Below are 26,109 nucleotides of genomic sequence, written 5' to 3' on the forward strand. Positions count from 1 at the left end.
GATTAAGCACTGCAATTGTGGTGCTGTAATTGTTATACTGAGCCCAGATTTTATTCTGGGCTTTTTTATGAAAAGAAAAAAAATATATATCGCCTATACCGGTGGTACCATTGGTATGAAGCAATCCAGTCGTGGTTACGTTCCGGTTGCAGGATATCTAACAGATACGGTAAAGAATAACGCTGAGTTTACTCGCGATGAAATGCCGCTTTTTGATATTCATGAATATTGCCCGTTAATTGATTCGTCAGATATGTCACCGCATCACTGGCAGCTTATCGCGGATGACATTCAATCAAAATATCACGACTACGATGGTTTTGTGGTGCTCCATGGTACAGATACCATGGCCTATACTGCCTCTGCGCTATCCTTTATGTTTGAGAACTTAACTAAACCTGTGATAGTGACCGGCTCTCAAATTCCGTTGTCACAACTGCGCTCTGATGGTCAAGTAAATCTGTTAAACGCGATGTATTTGGCTGCTAACTACCCTATTGCCGAAGTGAGTTTGTTTTTCAACAATAAACTTTACCGCGGTAATAGAGCAATCAAAGCTCATGCTGATGGCTTCGATGCATTCGCCTCTCCAAACCTTTCGCCGCTGGCACAAGCTGGGATCAATATTCAGCTGATCGAAGGGAAGCTAAGCCCTTACGTTGAGCAAAGCTTGCAAGTCACCAAGATTTCACCTCAACCTATCGCAGTAATGCATTTGTATCCTGGGATCTCAACTGAAATCCTTAAGAACCTAACGCGTGGCGAGATGAAAGCGCTGATCTTATTGAGCTTCGGGGTTGGTAACGCGCCACAAGACGAGCACTTTTTAACTGAGCTTAAAGCAATCAGCGATCGCGGAGTGGTAATTATCAACCTCACCCAATGTATTCAAGGAAAAGTGAATATGGGCGGCTACGCGACAGGAAATGCGTTATTAAACTGTGGTGTGATCAGTGGCTACGATATGACACTAGAAGCGTGCTTAACAAAGCTACACTATTTATTTAGCCAGCAGCTTGAGCTTGAAACGATCCGCCATTTGATGCAAGACAATCTGCGCGGCGAGCTAACTCGATAGTAATCGATATCAATAAAGCGAAAAGTATCGCAACAAAAAAGCCGTGATATCTTCACCACGGCTTTTAAATCAGCTCGAACGACTCCGAACGTCGATTATTATCTAACTTTTGCTTCGATATCGACAAGATCAGTAAGGTGACAAGTTTCACCACTGTGTGTCTTTATACCGTGCTCACCAAAGTAATCACGCTGTGCTTGCACCAAGTGTCCGTTGCTTGGCGTGCTCAGTGTTGCAATATAAGTTTGCGTCGCAGCAAGCACTGGGAAAGACAAACCAGTCGCCACCGCTTTACCTGTAATGCTACGTAGTGCAAGTGCAGGTTTCTCAAGTGAATCGATAAATTCAACACCTTCAGCGATATCGTCTAAGTAATCAGCTCGGATAATACAGCCCGCACGCCAGGTTTGTAGCGTTTTATTGAGATCCACTTTCCATTGGTGTGCACGTGACGCGCCCTTAATCAGTGCAAGACCTTGGCGGTAGCATAGCAAACTGGCAAAATAAAACGCATCTTTTAACTCGTCTAAATCAACCTCAATTGTTTGCGTTGATTTATTCGCATACGTCATTTCTTTTGCAGCTGGAGTATCAATAGTATTGGTGAGATGGCGAGCTTGTACCGCAGCCACAAGCGAAGGTACGGCAATACCAAGCTCCAGTGCGTTTTGCGCCGTCCAAAGGCCAGTGCCCTTAGCTCCTACCTTATTGTCGATAAGGTCGACTAAAGACTCGCCCTGATCTGTTTCTAGACTTAAAATGTGGCTAGAAATTGCAAGTAGATAACTATTTAATTTACCTTCAGACCAAGATTCAAAAATCTCAGCAACTTCTTTAGGAGAGCGACCGGTCCCCAAGCGTAGCAATTGATAAAGCTCGGCAATAAGCTGCATCAACGCATACTCAATACCATTGTGCACCATTTTAACAAAGTGACCGCTGGCCGATTGCCCTACACGCGCGAAACATGATTCGTTGTTGTAGCTCGCAGCAACTTTTTCGAACCAAGGCTCGATACGCTCCCAGCCACCTTCTGAACCACTTGCCATCATTGCAGGACCATGGCGTGCACCTTCGGCACCGCCAGAAATCCCCATAGTGGCAAACTCAAATTTATTCTGATATTTCAATTTACGTGCAATACCATCTTTGTAATTACTGTTACCACAGTCAACGATGATATCGTCTTTCTCAACTCCAGCTTCAACCAAATCGCTACAAACTTTATCTACTAGTTCACCTGCTGGAACGAGTAATAAAATCGAGCGAGGAGTCTCTAATCTTCTGATCATATCACCGAGATCAGACACTATGTGTAAGCGCTCCGCCATACCTAACGACTGTGCGCAACTCAATAATTCCGCACCTACTTCGGGGTTCTTGTCATAAGCGACTAAGGTCATCCCCTTCTCAATTAGATTTAGCGCGAGGTTTTTACCCATCACACCCAAACCAACTAATGCAACCTGCATTTAGTTTCCTCCTCGGTAACATCAAAACTTTATGCGTTCGTGTATGTGCATTATACCTGAGCGACCATGATTGACCAGCGAGACACACAATTCACTGGTATCATATCAGTCCCCAAAATATGACAGCTAACACAATTCACTGTATAGCAATATAGTGACAGCAGCACGAATTCACCAATTTTGTGATAAATCTCAAATGGTCCCCTAAGCTGTAAGGTAAAATATTCGAGATTGACGGCCACTGACACCGGTGTCATAATGATGACATATAGATCATATAACTTAATTCGAGTGTTAAAAAGGGTTTTGCATAATTCTTTATGCTCTAATTAGTTAAATCGTGATTTTACAATGTGGCATGTGTAAAAAAACAGCAATTTTGATTTACTTTTAACACATTCATAAGTTTTTGCTTACCTTGATAAGCTAACAGGAGAATCTGATGCTTAGACGCACAAAAATCGTCGCAACACTGGGGCCAGCGACGGATAGAGATAACAACTTAGAAAAAATCATTCGTGCCGGCACCAACGTAGTCAGACTAAACTTTTCACACGGTGTAGCTCAAGATCACAAAAATAGAGCCGAAGCCGTTCGCGAAATTGCTAAACGCTTAGGTGTAAATGTAGCGATCCTTGCAGATTTGCAAGGTCCTAAAATCCGCGTTTCAACATTTAAAGAAGGCAAAGTGTTCTTAGAAGTGGGTGTAAAATTCACGCTCGATGCAAAAATGGAGCCTGGCCAAGGTCACGTTGAAGCCGTGGGTATCGACTATAAAGAATTACCGAATGACGTAAAACAAGGTGATTTGCTGTTATTAAACGATGGACTTATTCAGCTTGTTGTTGAAGAAGTACAAGGTCACTTGGTTCACACTAGTGTTAAAGTTGGCGGCGTATTGTCGAACAATAAAGGGATCAACCGTTTAGGCGGCGGCTTAACAGCACCTGCATTTACTGACAAAGACAAAGAAGATTTGATCACAGCAGCTGAAATTGGTGTGGATTATATTGCGGTTTCGTTCCCTCGCAGTGGTGACGACATGCGTTACGTTAGAGGGTTGGCGGAGAAAGCAGGTTCTAATGCACAGTTACTTGCAAAAATCGAACGTGCAGAAGCGGTTGAAACCGTAGAAGCGATTGACGATATCGTATTGGCTTCTGATGCGGTGATGGTTGCCCGTGGTGATTTAGGTGTAGAAATTGGCGATGCCGCTCTTGTTGGTAAACAGAAGCAAATTATCAGCCGTGCCCGCTCACTAAACCGTACTGTGATCACTGCCACCCAAATGATGGAGTCAATGATTGACAACCCAATGCCAACACGTGCTGAAGTTATGGATGTTGCAAACGCAGTGCTTGATGGCACAGATGCGGTAATGCTTTCAGCAGAAACCGCTGCTGGTGATTATCCTGAGCAAACGGTCGCGGCAATGGCACGTGTGTGTTTAGGTGCTGAATCTCAACCGCAGATCCATATCTCTAAACATCGTTTAGACAGCCGTTTTGCCGATACCTGTGAAACTATCGCGCTGTCGGCAATGTACGCTGCGAATCATTTAGATTCAGTAAAGGCGATTGTCGCACTAACTGAATCGGGTAATACCGCAAAATTAATGTCTCGTATCAGTTCTGGATTGCCTATTTACGCTCTGTCTCGCCATCAATCAACACTTGGGCAGGCATCACTCTATCGTGGTGTATATCCGGTAAGATTTGACTCGACGCAATGCTCAGATGATTCAACTGTTCGCGAAGCGCTTGATACGCTAGTTGCTGCTGGCTCATTGGAAAAAGGCGACACAGTGATCATCACACACGGTGATAAGATGGAAACTATCGGCGCCAGTAACACGCTGAAAATCGTCACAGTGTAAAAGCGTTGAACTAGGTAGCCTTGCTGCCTAGTTCATCTTTCCTTAGAATACTCTAAAGTGTACAAGCACATAAAATACACTACGTCACCGTAGGCTAAACACGGTGCAAATCACTTTAGCTCGCGCTTTTATTAGCTCGCGAGTGCGGCCTTTACTTTGTCACGGTAACTACGGCTGACTTTAAGCTCTTGACCATTCTCAAGTACCAATAAATACTCGCCACTGCTTTGTGTGACTAGTTTACTAATCTGCTTAGTATTAACAATTGCAGAGCGATGTACGCGCACAAATAACGTTGGATCTAACTCTTGTTCTAGATCTTTCATTGTTTTACGTAAAATATGAGTCTGACCATCGCTACAGTGTAAGCACATATAGTCACCGGCTGCATCAATCCACTGAATTGACGATGTAGATACTCGAATGATTTCCCCTTGTTCTTTTACCGCGAGCGACTCCGGGAATTTTTTATCTTCAATTGTATCTCCTGTTGCAAGTTTTTTAAGGATTTCTTCACAGTTATTACCAGTGATCCCTGCAACAAAGCTGGCTAGCTTTTTCTTATGCGCATTGTCTTGTTGTGTTTTTAAATAGCTTTGCACTTTCTCCACCGCCTGTTTTAATCTGTTGTCATCAACGGGTTTTAAGATGTAATCCAGCGCATGGATCTCAAATGCCTTTACAGCATATTGGTCGAACGCGGTTACAAATACGATAGCAGGCAATGGTTTAACACTTTCACTCAGCGCTCTCGCTACTTCAAAGCCATTCATGTTCGGCATTTGAATATCGAGAAAGACCAGATCTATGTCCTCAGATTTGCATAGATCGATTGCTTGTTGACCACTGCCACACAATTCTACAACTTCAATTTCAGAAAAATCTCTTAACCTTACCGCTAGCCCTTTTCTCGCTAACGGTTCATCATCTACGATTAGTGTTCTAATTTTGCTCATTACTTCTTCGCCCTTTCATATGGAACGCGAATGTTTACCTTCAAACCAGTTGGCTCATTATCCGAGAGCACAAATGAATAGTTGTTTTCGTACAAGGTTTTTAAACGGTCTTTGGTATTCGCTAAACCCACTCCCTGTGCACTTTTCAGTTGCCCATCTTCCAGTTCTGCGCCAGGACCATTGTCTCCTACTTCCAAGAGTAGTTCATTGGCAAACACCTGCGCTTTTATTTCAATTTTGCCGCCATGCTCCATATGGGCAATTGCGTATTTAATGCTGTTTTCAATGAGTGGTTGTAGGATCAAGCTAGGTACCAACGCCTGTTCAGCCTCTTCTGTCACATCAAGCTCAATAGATAAGCGCTCATCAAAACGGACCTTTTCAATTTCTAAGTACAGTCTCAACGCATGTAACTCTTGCTCAAGCGGTACCTTTTTTATCGGATCTGTATTTAATGTATGGCGCAAGAAATCACTGAGCCTTGAGACCATTTGATTCGCATCTTTATTTTCTTCAACCAATATAAGCGTCGAAATTGCATTAAGGGTATTGAATAGAAAATGCGGATTCAGTTGATAACGCAACATTTTCAATTGCGCTTCATGGGCCATAGTATTGGCTTTCAACGCCTTTTGACGCTCACTTTGTAACAACTGGTAATACTTAATACCAAAATACAGTCCACTCCAACAGAGTATGATATAGACAGAGTCTAGTCCCTGCTGTAAGTAATAAAACCATTCATCAGGTCGATACCCGTGACGATAAATTTCCCAATGATTAAACTTCTGAACGACCGCCCATAGTGTTCCAGTTACATATGACGCCGTAAACACAACGAATATCAGCACCAACGGTGTTGCATTCCAAATTTTACGATAGAGGTATCGTAGCGGTACGGTCATCAAACAACCTGCGTAGGCATTTAAAGCGATGACAAATACATAAATATCCCGCATTTCAAAGACTTTTGAGCCAATATAGTTAACTAGCGCGTAGCCCAGCCAACCAGCTATTTGTAATACCCAGAAAAATCTCTGCCTGTTATCAACCAGTGATTGCCACTTCAAAATGATTATACCTCTTCTATCTTAACTGGATTATATCTCAGCATGTCGTCTCTATTCACTGCTGGTGGTCTCAGTTTTTACACGCCCTGCCGCAAATAAAAAAGGCACCTCAGTGCCTTTTTTTGAAATAAATTAACCAGTTAATTTATCTTCATCTATTCAAACTGTCGCTCTTAAGCAAGCTTGTCAGATGCCACTTTATAGGTAGGATCTGCTTGGCCGTCTAGCTCAACGAGATCTTTAGCCTTACTTAGCAGTACTTTACAGTCTTGGCTCAAGTGGCGAAGATGAAGCGTTTTACCAGCCTTTTTATAACGTTCAGCTAGCGTATCTATTGCTTCAATTGCACTATGATCGGCAACACGACTATGTTTAAATTCTACAATGATGTCGTCTGGATCATTATTAACGTCAAACAGCTCTGCAAAGTTTTTCACCGACCCAAAAAATAGAGGTCCGTGTAATTCGTACACTTTTGAGCCTTGCTCATCAATATAATTATTGGTGTAAATATGTTTCGCATGCTCCCACGCAAATACCAGTGCCGAAACAATGACACCAACGCAAACTGCGATGGCCAAATCTGTAATCACTGTAACCCCCGACACCAAGACGATTACAAATGCATCTGATTTAGGGATCTTTCTAATTAATCTAAAACTTGACCATTCAAAAGTCCCCAATACCACCATAAACATTACACCAACTAACGCCGCTAGCGGGATCATCTCAATAAGGCTTGCTGCAAACAGAATAAATACAAGTAGTAATAATGCTGCTGTGATACCTGACAAACGGCTACGGCCACCAGAATTAATATTGATCATTGATTGCCCAATCATCGCACAGCCACCCATCGCACCAAACACACCACAAGTAACATTAGCCGCACCTTGGCCGATACATTCGCGGTTACTGTGACCACGTGTTTCGGTGATTTCGTCGATTAGCGTGAGCGTTAATAAAGATTCAATCAAACCAATCGCCGCTAGGATAAGCGCGTATGGGAAGATAATTTTAAATGTTTCAAATGTCCAAGGAACTTCTGGAATATGGAAAGCAGGAAAACCACCGGCAATCGTTGCATCTACGTTACCTGACATATCTTTCAGATAATCAAGCACATTACGAGCGTCTAAATCTAAACCAATAACAATACCAGTTACCACTAAAATTGCCGCTAGGCTAGACGGAACTGCAGTTGTTAGCTTTGGTAGAAAGTGAATGATGGCCATAGTCAATGCTACCAAGCCCACCATCACATAAAGGGTTTCCCCTTGCATCCAAGTCAGCTCACCTTCACTATTAAGTACTTTGAACTGACCAAGTTGCGCAAGAAAGATAACGATGGCTAAACCATTCACAAAGCCTAGCATCACAGGGTGCGGTACCATACGTATAAACTTGCCAAGCTTAAATATACCTGCGAGTATTTGTAAGAGCCCCATGAGTAATACAGTTGCAAAAAGATACTCGACACCATGATCAATAACGAGACTCACCATTACCACGGCAAGAGCCCCTGTTGCACCCGAGATCATACCCGGCCTACCACCAAAGATTGAAGTCACAAGACCGACAATAAATGCTGCATATAAACCGACTAATGGGTCTACTTGTGCAACAAAAGCGAAAGCCACAGCCTCAGGCACAAGTGCCAAAGCGACCGTAAGCCCAGACAGTACATCGTTTTTAGCAGAGCTAGGCGCTTTGCTGATAAGATTAAACATCAATATCCTCTGGTGTGAATTGACTATGAACACAAAGGCGGCGGATTTTAGCAAAAAGCAGCGCCTTTAACAAATAAGATACAAGCCTGTATCACAAACTCGCTTGCAATACATAACTTAATAAAGCGGTCTGTATTGTAGTATAGAACAATGGTGAAAAGATGACGGGAAGCCCTACCCAACGAAGCAGGGCAACAAATTGCATTAAAGTGGTAAGGAAGTGCTGCGCTTAACGCAAGTCATTGTAACATTTGAATGTACTTCTTGGACGAACTCTAAATTAAGTAAGTTATCACGAACAAATTGCTCATAACCTTCAATGCCTTTCGAAATGATACGCAACATAAAGTCCATGGTGCCTGCCATAGAGTAGCACTCTGTCACTTCGTCATAACTTAAGATCAATTTTTCAAACTCGGCAAGGTTGTTGCGGCCATGGTTTGAAAGCCTAACATGCGCATAAACCAACATATCAAATCCGAGTTTCTTCTCATCCAGCAATGCAACTTTGCCTTTGATGTAGCCGTCTTGCTCTAATTTAGCGATGCGACGCCAACAAGGTGACTGAGATAGCCCTACTTTATCAGCGATTTCAGCGGTAGAAAGACTTGCGTCTTGCTGTAACAATGCCAGTATCTGGCGATCTACTTGGTTTAATGACATATCTATTCTAGTTTAATTAGCACACCAGTCTATTAACCGATGCTGATTGTTATTCCCTGAAGCATAGCAAATTAAAAAATGCACATCACTACTATGCCACTTCCACTATATCTAACCAAATCGGCCACTCATAAAAGGATTTGTCGCCTTTTCGAAGCCAATTGAGGTATTTTCACCATGGCCAGAATGCACCACGACCTCATCAGGCAAAGTAAACAGCTTATCTTGTATAGACTGTTTTAGTTGGGCTGCATCGCCTTTTGGAAAGTCAGTACGACCAACAGAGCCTTTAAACAACACATCTCCTACTAAGACCTGTTTTGAGCTTGGTTCATAAAAAACCACATGCCCCGGAGTATGCCCTGGACAATGTCTGACTTCGAGTGCGAGGTTCCCCACTTTAACCTTATCCCCATCATTTAACCACTTAGATGGTAAAAAAGCTTCATGATTAGGAAAACCAAACATCTGTGATTGCATTGGCAAGGCTTCCAGCCAAAATTGGTCGCTCTGATGAGGCCCGATAATCTCGATATTAAAATGCTCACTTAATATTGTACTTGCTCCCACATGATCAAGGTGCGCGTGGGTAAGCAAAATCATGCTTGGCGCTACCCCTTGTGTGTTCAACTGCGCAATAATTTTTTCCGCTTCACCACCTGGGTCTACAATTGCAGCGGCTTGTGTTTCTGGACACACAATGACACGACAATTTTGCATAAATGGTGTAACTGGAATGGTAAACACTTGCATGGTTAGTTTGCTCCAAACGACATCAAAACAGGATATTTAAGATACGCTTTATCATAAAACGGCGTTCTTGCATAAAGCCACTCCATCCGCGCTTTTGGATCGTTTGCAAACTGCTTGTCTTCACGTATTTTTTTATCAAAGGCTAATGCCATAGCTGGATTTTGTTTTAGCATTTTTCGTGCAAAAGGTTCAAGTGCATAATTTTCAACATATTCTGTACGTTGGAAGATAGTATTGAACTCCCCCCAAGCAAAAAATGAGTCAGGCGCTTCTGGATGTAGTAAGTGAGTCACCAGCTCTCCAGATTTTTGCGCCGTTGCCACTTTATACCACCCACTGAGATCGACCTTATCTGAGAGCTCCTTAATGTCGAAAGTCGCATTCACTCTAAAGCGCCCTTCAAAAGGAGCAGTATCGAACTTGTAGTCTTTTACTGTAGCTTGACTTACTTTTTCCACTACCGTTCCATCTGGTAATGTAGAAACGGTTATTCCATGCAGTTTTAATTTTTCGACCACTTCAGGGTATGCGGGTGGAATGTAAAACTGCTCAGGTACATTCACCGCTGTTTTTACTTCCTTCTGCCAATAAATTGGCAGCTTCTCATAGTTTTGTGGCTCGCCTAAGTACTTAGCTTCCAAATGACCAGACAATGCACTTTCAAACTGCTTGTATTGGATGCCTTTAAATTGAATGTAGTCGGGCTCTTTTGCATAGCTGCGTTCAACTACCAATTGTTTAGGTGTGAATTCGGCCTCTTTTTGAACCGCTTCTCGTAATGCCTGAATATTGCTTGAGAGGCCACTGATAACGCCATCCATAAACACATAGGTGCCCAGTACACGCTGCTTATAGGGTTTTAATGAGTGATTTTCTACCAGTATAGTCGGCAGTCCCTTTAAATCTCCCCAACCATTTGAAAATCGCGGCGTTGCCACCCATCCAGCCAGCCCTTTTTTAAAGTCTCGTTTATCCATCACAAACACAAGTGGACCAGGAATATGTCCTTGAGCAGCAAGCGCTGCATTAATTTGTGGCGAAATCTGATTCTCTAACACCTCAGCTATTGCCGGTGACTCACTTGCAAAAGTCGGGTTAAAACCATAAGTGACATCGTATTGGTAGTCTGCGCCATCCGTTACATGAATATCAATGTACAGATCCGGATTGTATTCGTTAATTACCTGCATGACCGCCTTGACTCCTGGCGTGTCCAATTTAGTGTAATCACGATTCAGATTTAAGTTATTGGCATTGGTCCTAAAGCCCATAACAGTCGGACCGCGTTGATTTATACGGTTAAACTCACTGCGCCTTTCATGCCCATCGACGTTGAGAATAGGGATAAAGAGTAAATTCACTTTCGTCAAAATATCACGGCGCTTACCTGTTGCAACATCGCGAAGCAACATAAACATGGCATCTTTGCCGTCAATTTCTCCGGCATGAATACCAGCTTGTACTAAAATGGTTGGCTTACCATTATTAATAACATTTGATTTATCACCGCCCTGCTCCGTTGCAACAATCATCTTAATTGCGCGATTACTATTGCTAAACCCAATGGTCTCTAGCTTAAATTGGGTCGGATTGGCAGCCACTAGGCGGTCAACAAATGCCATCGTATCTGCGTAATTAGGAGAATCTATCGCACCGCTTAGTTCAAAATCAGTCGTTAATGGGCCCTGTTGTTGTAATAGTTGTTCGCTTTTGCCCTGCCACTCCATCAAGGGTGGTAAATGACCGTTCATACCTAGCATTGCAGTAAGCATAATAATGCTGGAACTCATCATATTTCTCTATTCCTCTGCTTTTATCTGCCAATTATATCAATATTTTAGATATCGGCTTACAATGTGCGGTGATTCAACAAAAATTTGCAGTTAATCGCAGATAACCATAACTTTAGGGATCAAATGAGCGTACAAAAATCAATTTTAATCACAGGTTGTTCTAGCGGGATTGGTTATTACTGCGCTGTGCAATTGTCAAAAGCAGGATATCAAGTTATTGCTTCGGTTAGAAATGCAAAAGACTTGAATAAATTTGAAGGCACAAACATTCAATGTATTCTGCTAGATTTAGCATGTGAGCAAAGTATAAACGATGGCTTTAACCAAGCTTTGACAATCGCAAATGGTCAGCTAGACGCCTTATTCAATAACGGAGCCTACGGCCAACCTGGTGCGGTAGAAGACTTGCCTACAGACGTGTTACGGCAACAATTTGAAGTTAATTTTTTTGGCTGGCATACGCTCACCTGTCTCGCAGTTGAGCAAATGCGTAAGCAAGGCGCAGGCCGCATTGTTCATAACTCATCCGTGCTTGGATTAGTCGCACTGCCATATCGCGGCGCCTATAACGCGAGCAAATTTGCACTTGAAGGACTTACCGATACCCTACGCATGGAGCTTTCAGGTAGCAATATTCAAGTTAGCCTAATAGAGCCAGGTCCAATTTTGTCTAAATTTAGAGAAAACGCGAAACACGCCTTTTTAGCGAATATCGATCACGAAAATAGCGTACATCACGATGCATATCAGGCGCAGCTTAATCGATTAAGCTCAGAAGAAGCTCCGCAAAAATTCACTTTGGGGCCAGAAGCTGTTTATAAAGTGCTGCAACACGCGCTGAGTGCTAAGACTGCAAAGCCAAGATATTACGTTACGTTTCCGACCTATTTGATGGGATACTTAAAACGAATATTGAGCAGTAAGATGCTGGATAAAATCTTAATAAAAAACCGCTAACGTTAGAGTTTATAACGAATATAAAACTAAAAAAGGAGCCAAAGGCTCCTTTTCAATACCAGATTTAGTCCTAAGACTAATTCTAGTTCCGCTTATTAAGCAGCTAGACCATCTTTTGCTTTAGCAACTAGTGCTGCGAAAGCTACTTGGTCGTATACTGCGATATCAGCTAGGATCTTACGATCAATTTCAATCGATGACTTTTTAAGGCCATTGATGAAACGGCTGTAAGAAAGACCATTTTGACGTGCAGCTGCGTTGATACGAGCAATCCATAGTTGACGGAAAGTACGTTTCTTAGCACGACGGTCACGGTAAGCATATTGACCAGCTTTAGTTACCGCTTGGAAAGCTACGCGGTAAACGCGTGAACGCGCTCCATAGTAACCTTTAGCTTGCTTTAATACTTTTTTGTGACGTGCACGTGCAACTACGCCGCGTTTAACTCTTGCCATTTCTGATATCCTCTATTTAAGCGAATGGTAACATACGATCGATTAGGCCTAGGTCATTCTTATGAACCATAGACTTAGCACGAAGGTGTAATTTACGCTTTGAAGATTTCTTAGTCAGAATGTGACGAAGATGCGACTGTTTACGCTTGTAACCGCCAGAAGCAGTCTTTTTGAAGCGCTTAGCAGCACCTCTGTGTGATTTTAGCTTATAAGCCATTTGCAATAACTCCGAATGATATTGCTTTAACACAATGTAAGTAGGCGGAGATAAACTCACTTGTAGGCCTAGCTTACTACCTAAAACCGGTGAAGGATCAATACCTTACTTTAAAACCGGATAACGCAGGTGGCGTTAGCACTTGAGACCTGCGTTAAATTCGATGCGTATTATGCCGAGATTAAGACTTTTTAGCAATAGGCGCCATCATCATTATCATCTGACGACCTTCTACTTTTTTCGGGAAAGACTCAACAGATGCGATATCTTCCAACTCAGTCTTGATACGGTTTAACAGGTCGATACCAATTTCTTGGTGCGCCATTTCACGACCACGGAAGCGAATTGTGACTTTAGCTTTGTCACCACCCTCAAGAAACTTGCGAAGGCTACGTAGCTTAACTTGGTAATCACCAACATCAGTACCAGGACGGAATTTAACTTCCTTAACCTGAATTTGCTTTTGCTTTTTCTTTTGTTCTTTTTGGATTTTTGCTTTTTCAAAAAGGAACTTACCGTAGTCCATCACTTTACAAACTGGTGGTTCAGCGTTTGGACTGATCTCAACTAGATCTAGACCGGCTTCTTCCGCCATGTTTTGTGCGTCTCTTGTTGAGACAATGCCAGCTTGCTCGCCTTCAGCGTCAATTAAGCGAACTTCTTTCGCTGTAATCTCTTCGTTAATACGATTTTTCTGAGCGTTATTTTGCCCTTTTTTGCCGCCTCTAATGGTACGTTCCTCCAAAAAATTCAAAAGTAAATGCGTGCACCAGAAAAAGTAAAGTACACGCAAGTTTATATTTATAGTCGATTTTTAATCTCTTCGCTAACTTTCGCGATGAAATCGTCAACCGAGAATTTACCTAAATCTTCACCAGTACGGGTTCTTACTGCAACTTCTTGTTGCTCGACTTCTTTATCACCCACCACTAGTAAATAAGGTATACGTTTTAAAGTATGCTCGCGGATTTTAAAACCAATCTTCTCATTTCTCAAGTCGGCACAAGCTCTTATTCCAAGTTTATTCAACTTTTGTACAACTTCGTGGACATAATCGGCTTGTTTGTCCGTGATATTCATGATCACAACTTGCTTTGGTGCAAGCCAAGTTGGGAATTGACCAGCGTATTCTTCCGTTAGGATACCAATAAAGCGCTCTAGTGAGCCTAGAATTGCGCGGTGGATCATTACAGGGGTTTTACGCTCGTTATTTTCCGCAACATATGTTGCCCCTAAACGGCCAGGTAGTGCAAAGTCTAATTGCACTGTACCACATTGCCATGCACGCTCTAAACAGTCATATAGCGTGAATTCAATCTTCGGTCCGTAAAACGCACCTTCCCCAGGTAAATATTCAAACTCGATGTCATTGGCTTTCAAAGCATCTGCAAGTGCAGCTTCTGCTTTGTCCCACATTTCATCTTCACCGATACGTTTTTCAGGGCGCGTCGATAATTTAACAACGATCTTTTCGAAGCCAAAAGTTGAATACGTATCATACACCATTTTGATACATGCTGATACTTCGTCCATGATCTGTTCTTCTGTGCAGAATACGTGCGCATCATCTTGTGTAAATCCACGAACACGCATCAAACCATGTAGTGCACCAGATGGTTCATTACGGTGACAACAACCAAACTCAGCCATACGCAATGGTAAATCACGGTATGACTTTAGACCTTGGTTAAAGATCTGCACGTGACCTGGGCAGTTCATCGGCTTAATAGCATACTCACGTTTCTCTGACTCAGTCGTGAACATGGCATCTGAATACTTGTCCCAGTGGCCTGATTTTTCCCACAAACCACGGTCCATCATCAACGGACCTTTTACTTCTTCGTACTGATATTCGCGTAGTTTTTCGCGAACAAAATCTTCAAGCTCACGATAAATGCTCCAGCCATCATTGTGCCAAAATACCATGCCTGGCGCTTCTTCTTGCCAATGCCACAGATCGAGTGCTTTACCAATTTTACGGTGATCACGCTTCTCAGCTTCTTCTAGACGCTTAAGATACGCCTTTAGCTGCTTTTTGTCAGCCCAAGCTGTACCGTAGATACGCTGTAACATCTTGTTTTCTGAGTTGCCGCGCCAGTATGCGCCCGCCACTTTCATAATCTTGAAGTGGTGACAGAACTTCATATTTGGTACGTGCGGACCACGACACATATCAACATATTCTTCGTGGTGATATAAACCTGGGCGGTCATCTTTCGCGATATTCTCGTCTAGGATTTCCATCTTATAGGTTTCACCGCGTGCTGCAAATGCATCGCGCGCTTCTTGCCAGCTCACCTTTTTCTTTACTACGTCGTAGTCGGTTTTTGCCAACTCCAACATACGCTTTTCTATCGCTTCAAGGTCCTCTTGAGTAAGCGAATGCTCTAAGTCAACATCGTAATAGAAACCGTTGTCGATAGTAGGACCAATCGCCATTTTAGCTTCTGGGAACAATTGTTTTACAGCGTGACCAATCAAGTGCGCACACGAGTGACGAATAATTTCAAGACCGTCGTCGTCTTTTGCGGTGATGATTTCAAGTGCTGAATCATTTTCGATGAGGTCACAAGCGTCAACACGAACGCCATTTACACGGCCAGCAATCGTTGCTTTCGCAAGGCCTGGACCGATGTCTTGAGCGACTTCTAGAGTAGTGACAGGGTTTTCAAAAATACGCTGACTGCCGTCAGGGAGAGTAATAACTGGCATGATAAATCCTATTTACAGTGGTGACACCTACAATGCATCACATGTATTTAATTAATTTTAAAGTGTGCCTATCAACGCTTTTACGAATAAGCATTGTCTTGCGCGAATTATCGCGGCTCATCCGAGGACTTTCGAATAAGAATCACTATTCTCGCGTGTTACTTGGCTAAGTGCAAGCCTAGAGCTAAAATTAATCTATTAATTTACAAAAACTATTTTGGGATTCTTCGTGGCCAAAAAGCGTTATCGGTTTGCAACCTTTAATCTACTAAATTTTGCAGCGCCGCCTTATTCTTTTTATCAACTTCATGAGCACTATAATGAAACACAGTGGCAAACCAAAACTCAGTTCATCACGGGACTCATTCAGCATATAAACCCCGATGTCATTGTGTTTCAAGAGGTCTTCTCACCTGATAGCTTACAGATGCTGTGCGAAGACTTGGGTCTTGTCCACTTTGCCACTGTAGATGCGCCAAGTCCTGATCACGTCTACCCGTCGGTACTGTTTAAACCCGTGGTCGCTATCGCATCAAAACTACCATTTAAATCCTTTGCGCCGTTAGAGCCCTGCCCCGAATTACTCGAATACCTTAATAATCAACATCAATTTAAATTCAATCGCACCCCGATAAAATGTAAATTCGACATTCCAGGCTTCGGGTTACTGGCGTGTTATGCCGTCCACTTCAAGTCTCAACGCGTGCATTCAATGGCCCACATGCTGGGAGATTCCAATCAAGATGACCCGCTACTTACATTGCTTCACGAAACCGTTGGTACGATGCAGTCGCAGATCTCACGTTCACTCGAAGCTTCCATCATTTATTACGATGCATTAAAGACACAAAGGGAGAAACAGGCTGCAACGTTAGTGATGGGCGACTTCAATGATGCGTTAGACAGCCCGGCATTATCTTTTATGACGCAAGCCTTTCCACCCGTCCTTGCTAGTAATGGCTTTGATAGTGTCGGGTTGTTCGACAGTTTTCTTTACGCCGACAACAACCATAAAGAAAAACCAGCCAGTCATTACTATCAAGGTGAAGGTAACGTACTTGATTACATTCTTTGTTCAAAAGAATTCAATCCCAACCGAGAAACGCCCAAGGTGAAGTCGTTACATTACTACAGTTACGATGCTCACCTTGATCCGAAGCGTATAGACGAAGATATTTGCTATTCTGACCATGCAGCGATAGCAATAGAAATAACACTGTGAGATAATTCAATTTTTGCATAATCTGGACACGAAAATGAGAACACTTGGGGTTGAAATTTCAGGCAGCGAAGCTCTGCTTTGTATGCTAACGAAAGAAGATGATGTTTTTGATATCAGAGACATTCGTCAGCGACGCTTTACGTTAAGTAATCAAGGGACAGAACTTGATGAAATGCGCAAGTTCCAATTCGACTTTGCAAAACTAGTAGAAGATTACGGCGTAGATTCTATCGCCATTCGTCAACGCCCACACAAAGGCAAATTCGCAGGTAGTGCGGCTGGTTTTAAAATGGAAGCTGCAATCCAGTTAATTTCAGGTGTCGACGTGCAGTTACTTTCTGGCACTGAAGTAAAAGAGCAATTAAAAAGAAACCCAATTCCTGTTGACTATGAAGACACTGGGTTGAAAAAGTTTCAAGAGCAAGCTTTCATCAATGCCTATGTTTATATTCTTCGTAAAACATACGGCAAAGAAGAATAATCATATCAAGGGCCAGCAGTTACTTAGCTACTGGCCTTTTTATTTGCTTCCACATTTATGTCCCCTGTAAATAATTCAAATATAAAATACTTGTAAAAAATTTGCTTTTATTTGATTCAGCCCTCCGCGCTTTTATGCTATTAATATAACCGTAATAAACCGCAAGGAGTGGATTTAGGTGTTACCTCAACAATATGGAAAAGCCGTTATTTTTTGCGCATGTTCGCTGATATCCGTAACAGCATTAGCAAATTCAAGCGCTAACCCTGCTTCCTTAATCTTTGGTGTTAACTCAGATAAACGTGTGTTTGAAAACACACAGTCACTTGAAAGCCAAATTCCAGTCAAAGGGCATTTAGATAGCAGCTCAGCAAACATTCAATATGCAGCAACTTATCATTCAATTGTCGGCAATTATTTTGAAGCAGAAAAACTCACCTCTGGGGTGATCAACCCAGATATGTTGCTAAACGATTATCGGCTAGTTCCTGCGCTAGAAATCATAGAGCAAAAGGCTGCTGACACGCGTATCACTATGGTAAACGAGGCGTATCATAATGCTAAACACCGAGCGCTAACGATTGCCCTGTTGAAGCCTTTATATGAACAAGGCTATCGCTATCTTGCATTAGAAGCGCTTACCCCACAGGTAAGCGTTGAGCAGCAAATCAATAAACACGGCTTTACAACATATGAGCATGGGATCTACACCATGGAGGCGACTTACGCTAGCTTGATATTTGAAGCCAAATCGCTTGGCTACGAGATTATTAGTTACGATCACGACTCACAACAAGGTAGAGCCAAAGCCGCGGCTAAACACATAAAAGAAAAGGTATTTGATAACAATCGCGATGCAAAATTACTCGTTCACCTCGGATTTTCTCAACTAGATGAACAAAACCAACTGGCAAGTGAACTCAAGCAAACATTGAAAATTAATCCACTCACCGTTGATCAGGTTCGCTTATCTGAGGTTCAATCAGTGAGTGGCAATACTCCTTTGCTCCTCGCACGAGTAGCAAGCCAATCTCAGCACTACTCTTCAGACCCGCAAAGGTTTGATCTTTCTGTGACTTGGCCCAAAACCACTAAAATCAATAATAGGCCAAGTTGGCTCTCTTCAACGTTTGACTTACAACAACAATCACTCGGTGTATGTAAAAAGGTGTTTCCATGCTATTTAGAGCTGTCATTTTTTGTCGAGGAAGGTAATAAACTCGTCCCAATCGATAAAATTACAGTAGAAAAACCACATGATCAGGTCTATTTAAAGCACTATTCTACGCCACTGACTTTGAGTAGCTATAATGCTGTCACTGGTGAGCTCATTACACAAAAACTACTCAACCAAAAACAACTATAATCATTCGTGCAAATTGAGCACCAATCTGTGACTCGCGCATTTCATACTATCAAGGTAGACTAGCTTCTGAACAAATTTAGGGATCATCCATGTATCGAGTATTTGAACGCTTTACCAAACCCTTTCCCGAGCAAGAAGTTGGTCAGCCACCACAAGGTTTGTTGGCTTTCTGTCGCTTCTATACTAAGGGAATGGAATTACCCTTGTTATTTATGTCGCTAAGTGCTGCGCTCCTCGCAATTTTGGAAGTAACATTATTTGGCTTTATGGGTGATTTAGTTGACTGGCTCTCCACTTATACACCACAAACTCTATTTGAAGCTAAACAAACCGAGTTAATTCGAATGTCTGTCATCACGTTAGTGGCGCTGCCACTGTTAGTCTTTTTTCACAGCGCCATTTTACATCAGAGTTTATTGGGTAATTACCCAATGGCTATTCGCTGGCAGGCACACCGCTACTTGCTAAAGCAGTCTATGACATTCTATCAAGACGAGTTTGCAGGACGTATTGCAACTAAAGTGATGCAAACTGCCCTAGCCGTGCGCGAATCGGTCATGAAGCTACTCGATGTGCTGGTTTATATTTTAGTGTACTTCACCGCAATGCTCGCGCTTGTTGCAAGCAGTGATATACGTTTGATGATCCCGCTGGTTATTTGGCTTGGCTGCTATATCTGTTTCCAATTCTATTTTGTTCCTAAACTAAAACGCGTTTCTAGTGAGCAGGCTGACGCGCGCTCAGAAATGACGGGAAGGATAGTTGATAGCTACACCAATATTTCAACTGTAAAGCTTTTCTCTTATACCAAACGAGAAGAAGAATATGCCAAAGACAGCATGGATGTGTTTATTCAACCTGTATATAAGCAAATGCGCTTAGCAACTAGCTTAAACGTTAGTATTCAAGCCTTAAATTATCTTTTGGTATTTTCCGTCGCGGCACTTTCCATCTACTTATGGTCTTTTAATGCGATAACCGCTGGTGCAATCGCAATTACAGTTGGTTTAGCCTTACGACTAAATGGTATGGCGCAATGGATAATGTGGGAAATTAGCGGTCTATTCGAAAATATTGGTACGGTTGCAGACGGCATGAACACACTCTCAAGACCGCTTGATATTGTTGACCAACAAACAGCGCCACAGTTAGATTTTAAAGCTGGAAAAATCGACTTTTGTAACACTACCTTCGCTTATAAGCGTAAAGATGCAGCGAGACAACATAACGTCATCGACAACCTGAACCTACATATCAAACCCGGCGAGAAAATTGGTGTAGTTGGCCGCTCAGGTGCGGGGAAGTCGACCTTAGTGAACTTATTACTGAGATTCTACGATACCGACGGCGGCAGCATCGAAATAGATGGCCAAAATATTGCGAAAGTAAAACAGGAAAGCTTAAGACGTCATATCGCCATGGTGACGCAAGATACTTCTCTGCTTCATCGCAGCGTACGCGACAATATCCTTTATGGTCGCCCTGATGCATCAGAGGAAGAATTAATAGCCGCAACAAAAGAAGCGCAGGCTTACGATTTTATCCAAGACTTAGAAGACAGTCACGGTAATACTGGCTTTGACGCACAAGTAGGTGAACGCGGTGTGAAACTATCAGGTGGCCAACGCCAACGTATCGCCATTGCCCGTGTATTACTAAAAAATGCGCCAATTTTAATTTTAGACGAAGCTACTTCAGCCTTGGATTCTGAGGTTGAGCAAGCTATCCAAGAGAGCTTAGATGCACTGATGGAAGGTAAAACCGTTATAGCGATTGCCCATAGGTTATCCACGATTGCACAAATGGACAGACTAATCGTTATGGATGAAGGTCGGATAGTAGAAGAAGGAAGCCATCAATCCTTGCTAGCTTTAGGTGGTATTTACGCCAAACTGTGGTCGCATCAAACCGGTGGATTTATTGGCGTTGAGTAACGCCATTACAAAATAGCGAGACCGCCTTTTCAACTAATATATCAAGCTCTGCTTCTGGAAGCGGAGCTTGCCATTTTATAGCGCGTTCCCAATAGCCTAGCTTTTTCAGTGCGCCCCAAAAGTACGCTGCGGCAAAGTCCGCATCAAAACTACCAAGACACCCTGAATTCGCAGCATCTTCGAACCATTGGATCATCGCGGCTTCACAATGACTAAACTTTTCATTTAAATTCTGTGCTTGCTCAAAGCTACGCATCGATTCAATCATCACAATACGCGACAAACGCATATAATCCTCGTCATTCAACAAAGTCATTGCGCTTTTCGCAAGATGTTGCAGTTGCACTGAAAAGTCATAGTTTGGGATAAATTGTATCGCAGTTATCGGCTTAATTCGCTCAATTAACAGCTCAACAACGGCATCAAAGAGCTCGTCTTTGGTCGAGTAATGCTTGTATAACGTGCGCTTTGATACTTCCGCTGATTGACTGATCGACTCCATCGTCGTCGCCTGCAAGCCTTTTTGAGCGAACTCTTCTATCGCTGCACATAAAATTGACTGCTGTTTTGGTGAAAGTTGCGTCATTTACTTATTCTGTCTTTAATTAATAGTGGGAAAAGCGAGCCATTGATAGCTGCTACTCACATGGTCAGTTGTATACCGAGAATCACCTCTCTATACAGAGATAAGCCTTCTTCGTAATAAATCAACATTCCCTTTATTTTAATCAATAAAGTCGTTAATAAAAAGTACACATGATCGTATACCTAAATTGAAGAAAAGTACACGCAACCGTTTACCTTTTATTTCTTTAAGTATACACTACCGTTTACTTGTTTAATTGTCGAACAAATAGCCTTTACTTTGGTGTGGTTAAGGTATGAAATGAACTCACTTGACTGATTGCATCCAGTTGAGTGTGCGTTATTAAAGGCAAATTGCAAGGTAGTTCCCCGTCAAAGCCGGGGCAGCATAAAATGATAATATAGGAATTGGAGTGTTCATGTATCCAGCATCAATACGCAGTCGTGTTAAACACCTATCTTTTTTAATGCTCACGTTAGGCACTTTGTCAGCGTGTTCAGAAGCACCACAGCAAGGGGGCCATGCAATGCCACCTGCGCAAGTGAGTGTACAACAAGTTACTACTCAATCAGTGCCTTTCGATATCGAACTTCCGGCCACTCTCGCGGGTGATAAAGAAGTCGAAATTCGTTCTCGAGTTTCTGGGATCATCGAATCTCGCAACTTTGAGGAAGGTCAATTTGTAAAAGCTGGTCATTCATTATTCACCATCGAGCTTAAACCTTTTGAATTAGCGGTAGAAAAAGCGCAGGCAGCACTTCAGGCAGCAAAAGCAAACGTTGATCAAACTAAGCGCGAGAGCGAAAGGCTTGAGCGTTTGAAGAACGAGCGTTCAGTATCAAAGCGCGACTTTGATAACTCAGTATCGGCCTACGATATTGCAGTTGCGAATTTAGAATCTGCAAAAGTCGCATTGAGTGAAGCCAAGCTAGACCTTGAATACGCCAAGGTTGAAGCACCTGTTTCTGGTATTGTTGGTCGTGAACTGATGTCAGAAGGCAGTTATGTTTCTGGTCCGAGTGTACTATTAACTGAACTTACCGACATTAGCACCATTCGTGCTCGCTTCGGCTTTTCAGAGCGTGAGCAGCTAACAATGCGCCAAGATGTAGAAAATGGCTCATTGTCATTACCAGATCATAATGAATTTGATACCACGATTATTCTGCAAGACGGTTCACTATACGGACAAGCCGGTAAAGTAAACTTTAGCGACGTTCGGGTAAACCGCTTCACGGGTACCAGTGAGTTACAAGCTCGTATTCCTAATGAAAATGGCGAGTTAAGACCGGGTCAGTTTGTTCGAGTTAAACTCTCTGGTGCGGTACGCAATAACGCGATTGTACTTCCGCAAAGAGCGGTACTAGACAACGGCACGGGTAAATTTGTATACATTGCCACCAAAAATGAACAAGGCACAACCGTAGCCCTGCCTGCACCGGTCAAAGTTGGTGAGTGGGTCAAGCTTAATAATGAGAATATGTGGGTTATTCGCGAAGGCTTAAAAGAAGGTCAACCTGTCATCGTTGAAGGCATGGCGAGGATCTTCTTCCCTGGTATGCCAGTGTCTGTGAGCGAGCAAGGAGAATAATCTGATGTTCTCCAAATATTTCATAAACAGGCCTATTTTTGCCTTTGTTATCTCTATCGTGATTGTACTTGCGGGCCTTGCTGCCATGCGCAGTTTGCCTGTTGCGCAGTATCCCGAAATCGCGCCACCTCAAGTTGAGGTACGTGCGGTATACCCTGGTGCATCAGCGGATGTATTAGAACAAACCGTTGCAACCCCTATCGAAAACGCGATTACGGGTGTTGAAGGCATGATGTACATGACATCAACCAGTACCAACTCCGGCGTAACAACTATTGCAGTAACTTTTGAGATTGGAACGGATGTTGATCAGGCTGCCGTAGATGTAAATAACCGGGTGAAGCAAGTTGAAGCTCGTCTCCCTGAAGAAACTAGACGCCAAGGCGTTGTGGTTCAAAAGACATCTTCTAACTTCTTGCAAGTACACGCGTTCTATTCGCCAGATGGAACTCGAGAAAGTCTCTGGACATCTAACTACGTCACCATGAATATCCTTGACCGCGTCAAACGCATTCCTGGTACGACGAACGTGCAGATCTTCGGTGCTAAAGACTATGCCATGCGTATTTGGCTGCGCCCGGATATTATGAGTCAACTGCAAGTCACAGCAGACGATATTGCGGGTGCAATTAGAGAGCAAAACTCTCAGTATGCAGCGGGTAGTATTGGTGCAACACCGACATCTCAAGACGCGCAATCGCTCGTTTATAGTGTCACCGCGAAAGGACGTTTATCGACGGCTGAAGAGTTCGAAAATATCATTGTTCGAGCAAACCCAGATGGCTCAACACTGCGCCTTAAGGATGTTGCTCGCGTAGAGCTTGGTTCTAAAGACTATAACTTCCAAGGTACTATTAACGGTAAAGAAGCGGTATTGCTCGGTGTATTCTTGCAACCGGGCGCGAATGCGCTTGACGTGGCTAAAGCAGTAGAGGCTGAAATTGAACAGATCAAACCTCAGTTCCCTACAGGCCTCGCCCACGTTAACTCTTACGACACCACACGCTTTGTAGAAGTCTCAATTCGCGAGGTGTTAAAAACGCTTGGTGAAGCAATGATTTTGGTATTCTTAGTGGTTTACCTGTTCTTGCAAAACTGGCGTGCAACGCTAATTCCAACGCTTGCAGTTCCGGTCTCGTTACTTGGTACATTTGCAGGTCTCTATATGCTCGGTTACTCGATTAACACGCTTACGCTGTTCGGCATGGTGTTATCGATTGGTATCGTGGTAGATGACGCCATTGTAGTACTTGAGAATGTCGAGCGTATTATGCATGAGCAAGGCTTGCAGGCTAGAGAAGCAGCAGTTAAAGCGATGCAGGAAGTAAGCGGCCCCGTAGTCGCGATTGTATTGGTATTGTGTTCGGTGTTTGTACCTATCGCTTTTCTGGGTGGGTTAACAGGCGAGCTATTCCGCCAATTTGCGATCACAATCTCCATCTCTGTAAGTTTATCCGGTGTGGTTGCACTGACAATGACGCCTGCACTTTGTGTATTGCTGCTTAAGCACGAGCACAAACAAGATGCCAAGTTTTTCTTGTGGTTCAATGACTGGTTCCATCGTGTGACCGGACGCTATGTTGGCGCGGTTAGCTTTATGGTTCGCCGTGGTTTTGTAGGCCTAACCTTAATGGTAGCGATGATTGGTGCAACGGTATTCCTGTGGCAAAAAACACCAAGCTCGTTGGTACCAGACGAAGACCAAGGTTACTATATGATAGCGGTGTTCTTGCCTGATGGCTCTTCGTTAGAGCGCACTGCTAAAGTGGCCGATGAAGTGATAGCGGCTGCAAAGTCAAACCCAGCTAACGAAAACGTCGTGGCGTTTACGGGGATGGACTTCATCGGTGGTGGCTTCAAAAATAGCGCGGCGACTATGTTCGTGACGCAAACACATTGGGATGAACGCGATGTGTCGGCGAAGGAACTTGTTGGTGAGTTATTTATGAAAACCGCGCATATTAACGAAGCATTAGTGCTGGCGTTTAACCCACCGCCAATTTTCGGCTTGGGTACAACAGGCGGATTTGAAGTCTTCTTGCAAAATAAAGGCGGCTCTGATCCCGCTAAATTGAAGCAAGGCATGCAGATGATCATGGCCGAGGCGCAGAAGAGCCCTATCCTTACAGGCATTCAAACGCTATGGCGTCCTGATGCACCACAGCTAAAAGTGCATATGGATCGTGAACAAGCGCGTGCCATGGGAGTTAATATCAATTCTGCGTTTAACGCACTTGCAGCCAATTTAGGTAATTACTACGTCAACGACTTCAATAAATTTGGTCGTGCATGGCAAGTGATTATGTCCGCTGAAGCCGAGTTTAGAATGACACCGGAAGATGTTGGCCGCATTTATGTGAAAAACAATCGTGGCGAAATGGTACCAATTTCTGCATTTACGGATGTTGAGTATAGTCGCGGCCCGGAAACCATGAATCGTTACAATAACTTATCTGCAGTTAAGTTAATGGGCGAAGCAGCACCTGGCTACAGCTCAGGTCAAGCTATCGCGGAGTTTGAGCGTATCGCCAACAAAGTGCTACCACCAGATATGACTTACGAGTGGACGGGTTCCGCGTTCCAAGAAAAGCAAAACTCTGGCACAACCGGTATTGCACTCGGCATGGCCGTGATCATGGTATTTTTGATCCTCGCAGCACTTTATGAGCGCTGGTCATTGCCATTCTCGGTTATGTTAGCGCTACCGTTTGGTACTTTCGGTGCCTTGGTCTCAATCTGGATTGCTGGGCTAACCAACGACGTTTACTTCCAAATCGGTTTGGTTACCCTACTTGGCCTTGCCAGTAAAAATGCCATTCTTATTGTCGAGTACGCACTCATGAAGTATCAAGAAGGATGGAGTCCAGCAACTGCAGCCCTTGAAGCGGCAAGACTGCGTTTTAGACCTATTATCATGACTTCACTTGCTTTCATACTTGGTGTAGTTCCACTGGTGATGAGTTCTGGAGCTGGCGCAGGAGCAAGACACAGTGTGGGTACTGGCGTAATGGGTGGTATGCTCTCGGCTACCTTCCTCGCAGTATTCTTCTTGCCACTATTCTTCTATTGGCTAATGGCAAGACGGATGTCAGAGAAGCGTTCTAAGCAAGAACTTTCAGATGAAATCGCGAAGCATCATAAAGATGAGCATGTCGATACAGATGAAGGATTAGCTTAATAACATCCCTTAAGTGAAA

Annotated in this window: 21 protein-coding genes; 9 read left to right on the forward strand and 12 right to left on the reverse strand. The window is 43.2% G+C overall.

Annotated elements, in window-relative coordinates; all coding sequences use genetic code 11:
• The first annotated feature begins 67 nt into the window (after positions 1-67).
• On the forward strand, positions 68-1,078 hold the full coding sequence (gene ansA / locus PNC201_RS09185; RefSeq protein WP_102056868.1) for an asparaginase: 1,011 nt from the start codon (positions 68-70) through the stop codon (positions 1,076-1,078).
• A 98-nt stretch (positions 1,079-1,176) separates the two neighbouring features.
• On the opposite strand, the gene gndA is transcribed toward ansA, so the two are convergent.
• The gene (gene gndA, locus PNC201_RS09190) at positions 1,177-2,550 is read right to left on the reverse strand and encodes an NADP-dependent phosphogluconate dehydrogenase (RefSeq protein ID WP_010604861.1); all 1,374 of its coding nucleotides are present in this window, start codon (positions 2,548-2,550) and stop codon (positions 1,177-1,179) included.
• 442 nt (positions 2,551-2,992) lie between these two features.
• On the opposite strand from gndA, the gene pyk reads away from it, so the two are divergent.
• Positions 2,993-4,426, forward strand: a complete 1,434-nt coding sequence (gene pyk / locus PNC201_RS09195) for a pyruvate kinase (protein WP_102056869.1) — start codon at positions 2,993-2,995, stop codon at positions 4,424-4,426.
• Positions 4,427-4,557: 131 nt separating this feature from the next.
• Here the strand turns inward: pyk and PNC201_RS09200 are convergent, their stop codons facing one another.
• The 6 genes from PNC201_RS09200 to PNC201_RS09225 form a co-directional block, all read right to left on the reverse strand.
• Entirely contained in the window at positions 4,558-5,382 is an 825-nt protein-coding gene (locus tag PNC201_RS09200; RefSeq protein ID WP_010376983.1) for a LytR/AlgR family response regulator transcription factor, read from the reverse strand.
• Positions 5,382-6,452, reverse strand: a complete 1,071-nt coding sequence (locus PNC201_RS09205; RefSeq protein WP_010604863.1) for a sensor histidine kinase — start codon at positions 6,450-6,452, stop codon at positions 5,382-5,384. The genes PNC201_RS09200 and PNC201_RS09205 overlap by 1 nt, the downstream gene beginning before the upstream one ends.
• A 173-nt stretch (positions 6,453-6,625) precedes the next feature.
• Positions 6,626-8,182, reverse strand: coding sequence for a SulP family inorganic anion transporter (locus PNC201_RS09210; RefSeq protein WP_102056870.1), 1,557 nt, complete (start codon positions 8,180-8,182; stop codon positions 6,626-6,628).
• Positions 8,183-8,386: 204 nt separating this feature from the next.
• Entirely contained in the window at positions 8,387-8,845 is a 459-nt protein-coding gene (locus PNC201_RS09215) for an Lrp/AsnC family transcriptional regulator (RefSeq protein WP_010376979.1), read from the reverse strand.
• Between the two features lie 111 nt (positions 8,846-8,956).
• A complete protein-coding gene (locus tag PNC201_RS09220) occupies positions 8,957-9,598 on the reverse strand; it encodes an MBL fold metallo-hydrolase (protein WP_102056871.1) in 642 nt (213 codons plus the stop codon).
• A gap of 2 nt (positions 9,599-9,600) precedes the next feature.
• The gene (locus tag PNC201_RS09225) at positions 9,601-11,391 is read right to left on the reverse strand and encodes a M14 family metallopeptidase (RefSeq protein ID WP_102056872.1); all 1,791 of its coding nucleotides are present in this window, start codon (positions 11,389-11,391) and stop codon (positions 9,601-9,603) included.
• 123 nt (positions 11,392-11,514) lie between these two features.
• On the opposite strand from PNC201_RS09225, the gene PNC201_RS09230 reads away from it, so the two are divergent.
• Positions 11,515-12,348 (forward strand): SDR family oxidoreductase, encoded by an 834-nt coding sequence (locus tag PNC201_RS09230; protein ID WP_102056873.1) that lies wholly within the window; start codon positions 11,515-11,517, stop codon positions 12,346-12,348.
• A 95-nt stretch (positions 12,349-12,443) separates the two neighbouring features.
• Here the strand turns inward: PNC201_RS09230 and rplT are convergent, their stop codons facing one another.
• The 4 genes from rplT to thrS form a co-directional block, all read right to left on the reverse strand.
• Complete coding sequence (gene rplT / locus PNC201_RS09235) at positions 12,444-12,803, reverse strand: 50S ribosomal protein L20 (RefSeq protein ID WP_010376973.1); 360 nt, start codon at positions 12,801-12,803, stop codon at positions 12,444-12,446.
• A 16-nt stretch (positions 12,804-12,819) separates the two neighbouring features.
• Positions 12,820-13,020, reverse strand: a complete 201-nt coding sequence (gene rpmI, locus PNC201_RS09240; RefSeq protein WP_010604868.1) for a 50S ribosomal protein L35 — start codon at positions 13,018-13,020, stop codon at positions 12,820-12,822.
• Positions 13,021-13,201: 181 nt separating this feature from the next.
• Positions 13,202-13,765, reverse strand: coding sequence for a translation initiation factor IF-3 (infC, locus tag PNC201_RS09245; protein ID WP_095729294.1), 564 nt, complete (start codon positions 13,763-13,765; stop codon positions 13,202-13,204).
• A 56-nt stretch (positions 13,766-13,821) separates the two neighbouring features.
• The gene (thrS, locus tag PNC201_RS09250) at positions 13,822-15,732 is read right to left on the reverse strand and encodes a threonine--tRNA ligase (RefSeq protein ID WP_095729293.1); all 1,911 of its coding nucleotides are present in this window, start codon (positions 15,730-15,732) and stop codon (positions 13,822-13,824) included.
• A gap of 229 nt (positions 15,733-15,961) precedes the next feature.
• Between thrS and PNC201_RS09255 the strand changes: the two genes are divergently transcribed.
• The 4 genes from PNC201_RS09255 to PNC201_RS09270 all read left to right on the forward strand — a co-directional run bounded on the left by PNC201_RS09255 (position 15,962) and on the right by PNC201_RS09270 (position 20,735).
• Positions 15,962-16,954 carry an endonuclease/exonuclease/phosphatase family protein gene (locus tag PNC201_RS09255; RefSeq protein ID WP_102056874.1) on the forward strand — a complete coding sequence of 331 codons (993 nt, stop codon included), beginning with the start codon at positions 15,962-15,964 and terminating at the stop codon, positions 16,952-16,954.
• A 34-nt stretch (positions 16,955-16,988) separates the two neighbouring features.
• Positions 16,989-17,435 carry a DUF3010 family protein gene (locus tag PNC201_RS09260; RefSeq protein ID WP_010604871.1) on the forward strand — a complete coding sequence of 149 codons (447 nt, stop codon included), beginning with the start codon at positions 16,989-16,991 and terminating at the stop codon, positions 17,433-17,435.
• A 178-nt stretch (positions 17,436-17,613) separates the two neighbouring features.
• Entirely contained in the window at positions 17,614-18,801 is a 1,188-nt protein-coding gene (locus PNC201_RS09265) for a hypothetical protein (RefSeq protein WP_102056875.1), read from the forward strand.
• 89 nt (positions 18,802-18,890) lie between these two features.
• Entirely contained in the window at positions 18,891-20,735 is a 1,845-nt protein-coding gene (locus PNC201_RS09270; RefSeq protein WP_102056876.1) for an ABC transporter ATP-binding protein, read from the forward strand.
• On the opposite strand, the gene PNC201_RS09275 is transcribed toward PNC201_RS09270, so the two are convergent.
• Positions 20,719-21,321: a TetR/AcrR family transcriptional regulator gene (locus tag PNC201_RS09275; protein WP_010604874.1), complete on the reverse strand. Its 603-nt coding sequence runs from the start codon at positions 21,319-21,321 to the stop codon at positions 20,719-20,721. The two genes, PNC201_RS09270 and PNC201_RS09275, sit on opposite strands and share 17 nt — an antisense overlap.
• 418 nt (positions 21,322-21,739) lie before the next feature.
• On the opposite strand from PNC201_RS09275, the gene PNC201_RS09280 reads away from it, so the two are divergent.
• Positions 21,740-22,912 (forward strand): efflux RND transporter periplasmic adaptor subunit, encoded by a 1,173-nt coding sequence (locus PNC201_RS09280; RefSeq protein ID WP_102056877.1) that lies wholly within the window; start codon positions 21,740-21,742, stop codon positions 22,910-22,912.
• 4 nt (positions 22,913-22,916) lie between these two features.
• Positions 22,917-26,090: an efflux RND transporter permease subunit gene (locus PNC201_RS09285; RefSeq protein WP_010604876.1), complete on the forward strand. Its 3,174-nt coding sequence runs from the start codon at positions 22,917-22,919 to the stop codon at positions 26,088-26,090.
• The last annotated feature ends 19 nt before the right edge of the window (positions 26,091-26,109 follow it).

It is taken from the genome of Pseudoalteromonas sp. NC201 (assembly GCF_002850255.1).
GTDB lineage: Bacteria > Pseudomonadota > Gammaproteobacteria > Enterobacterales > Alteromonadaceae > Pseudoalteromonas.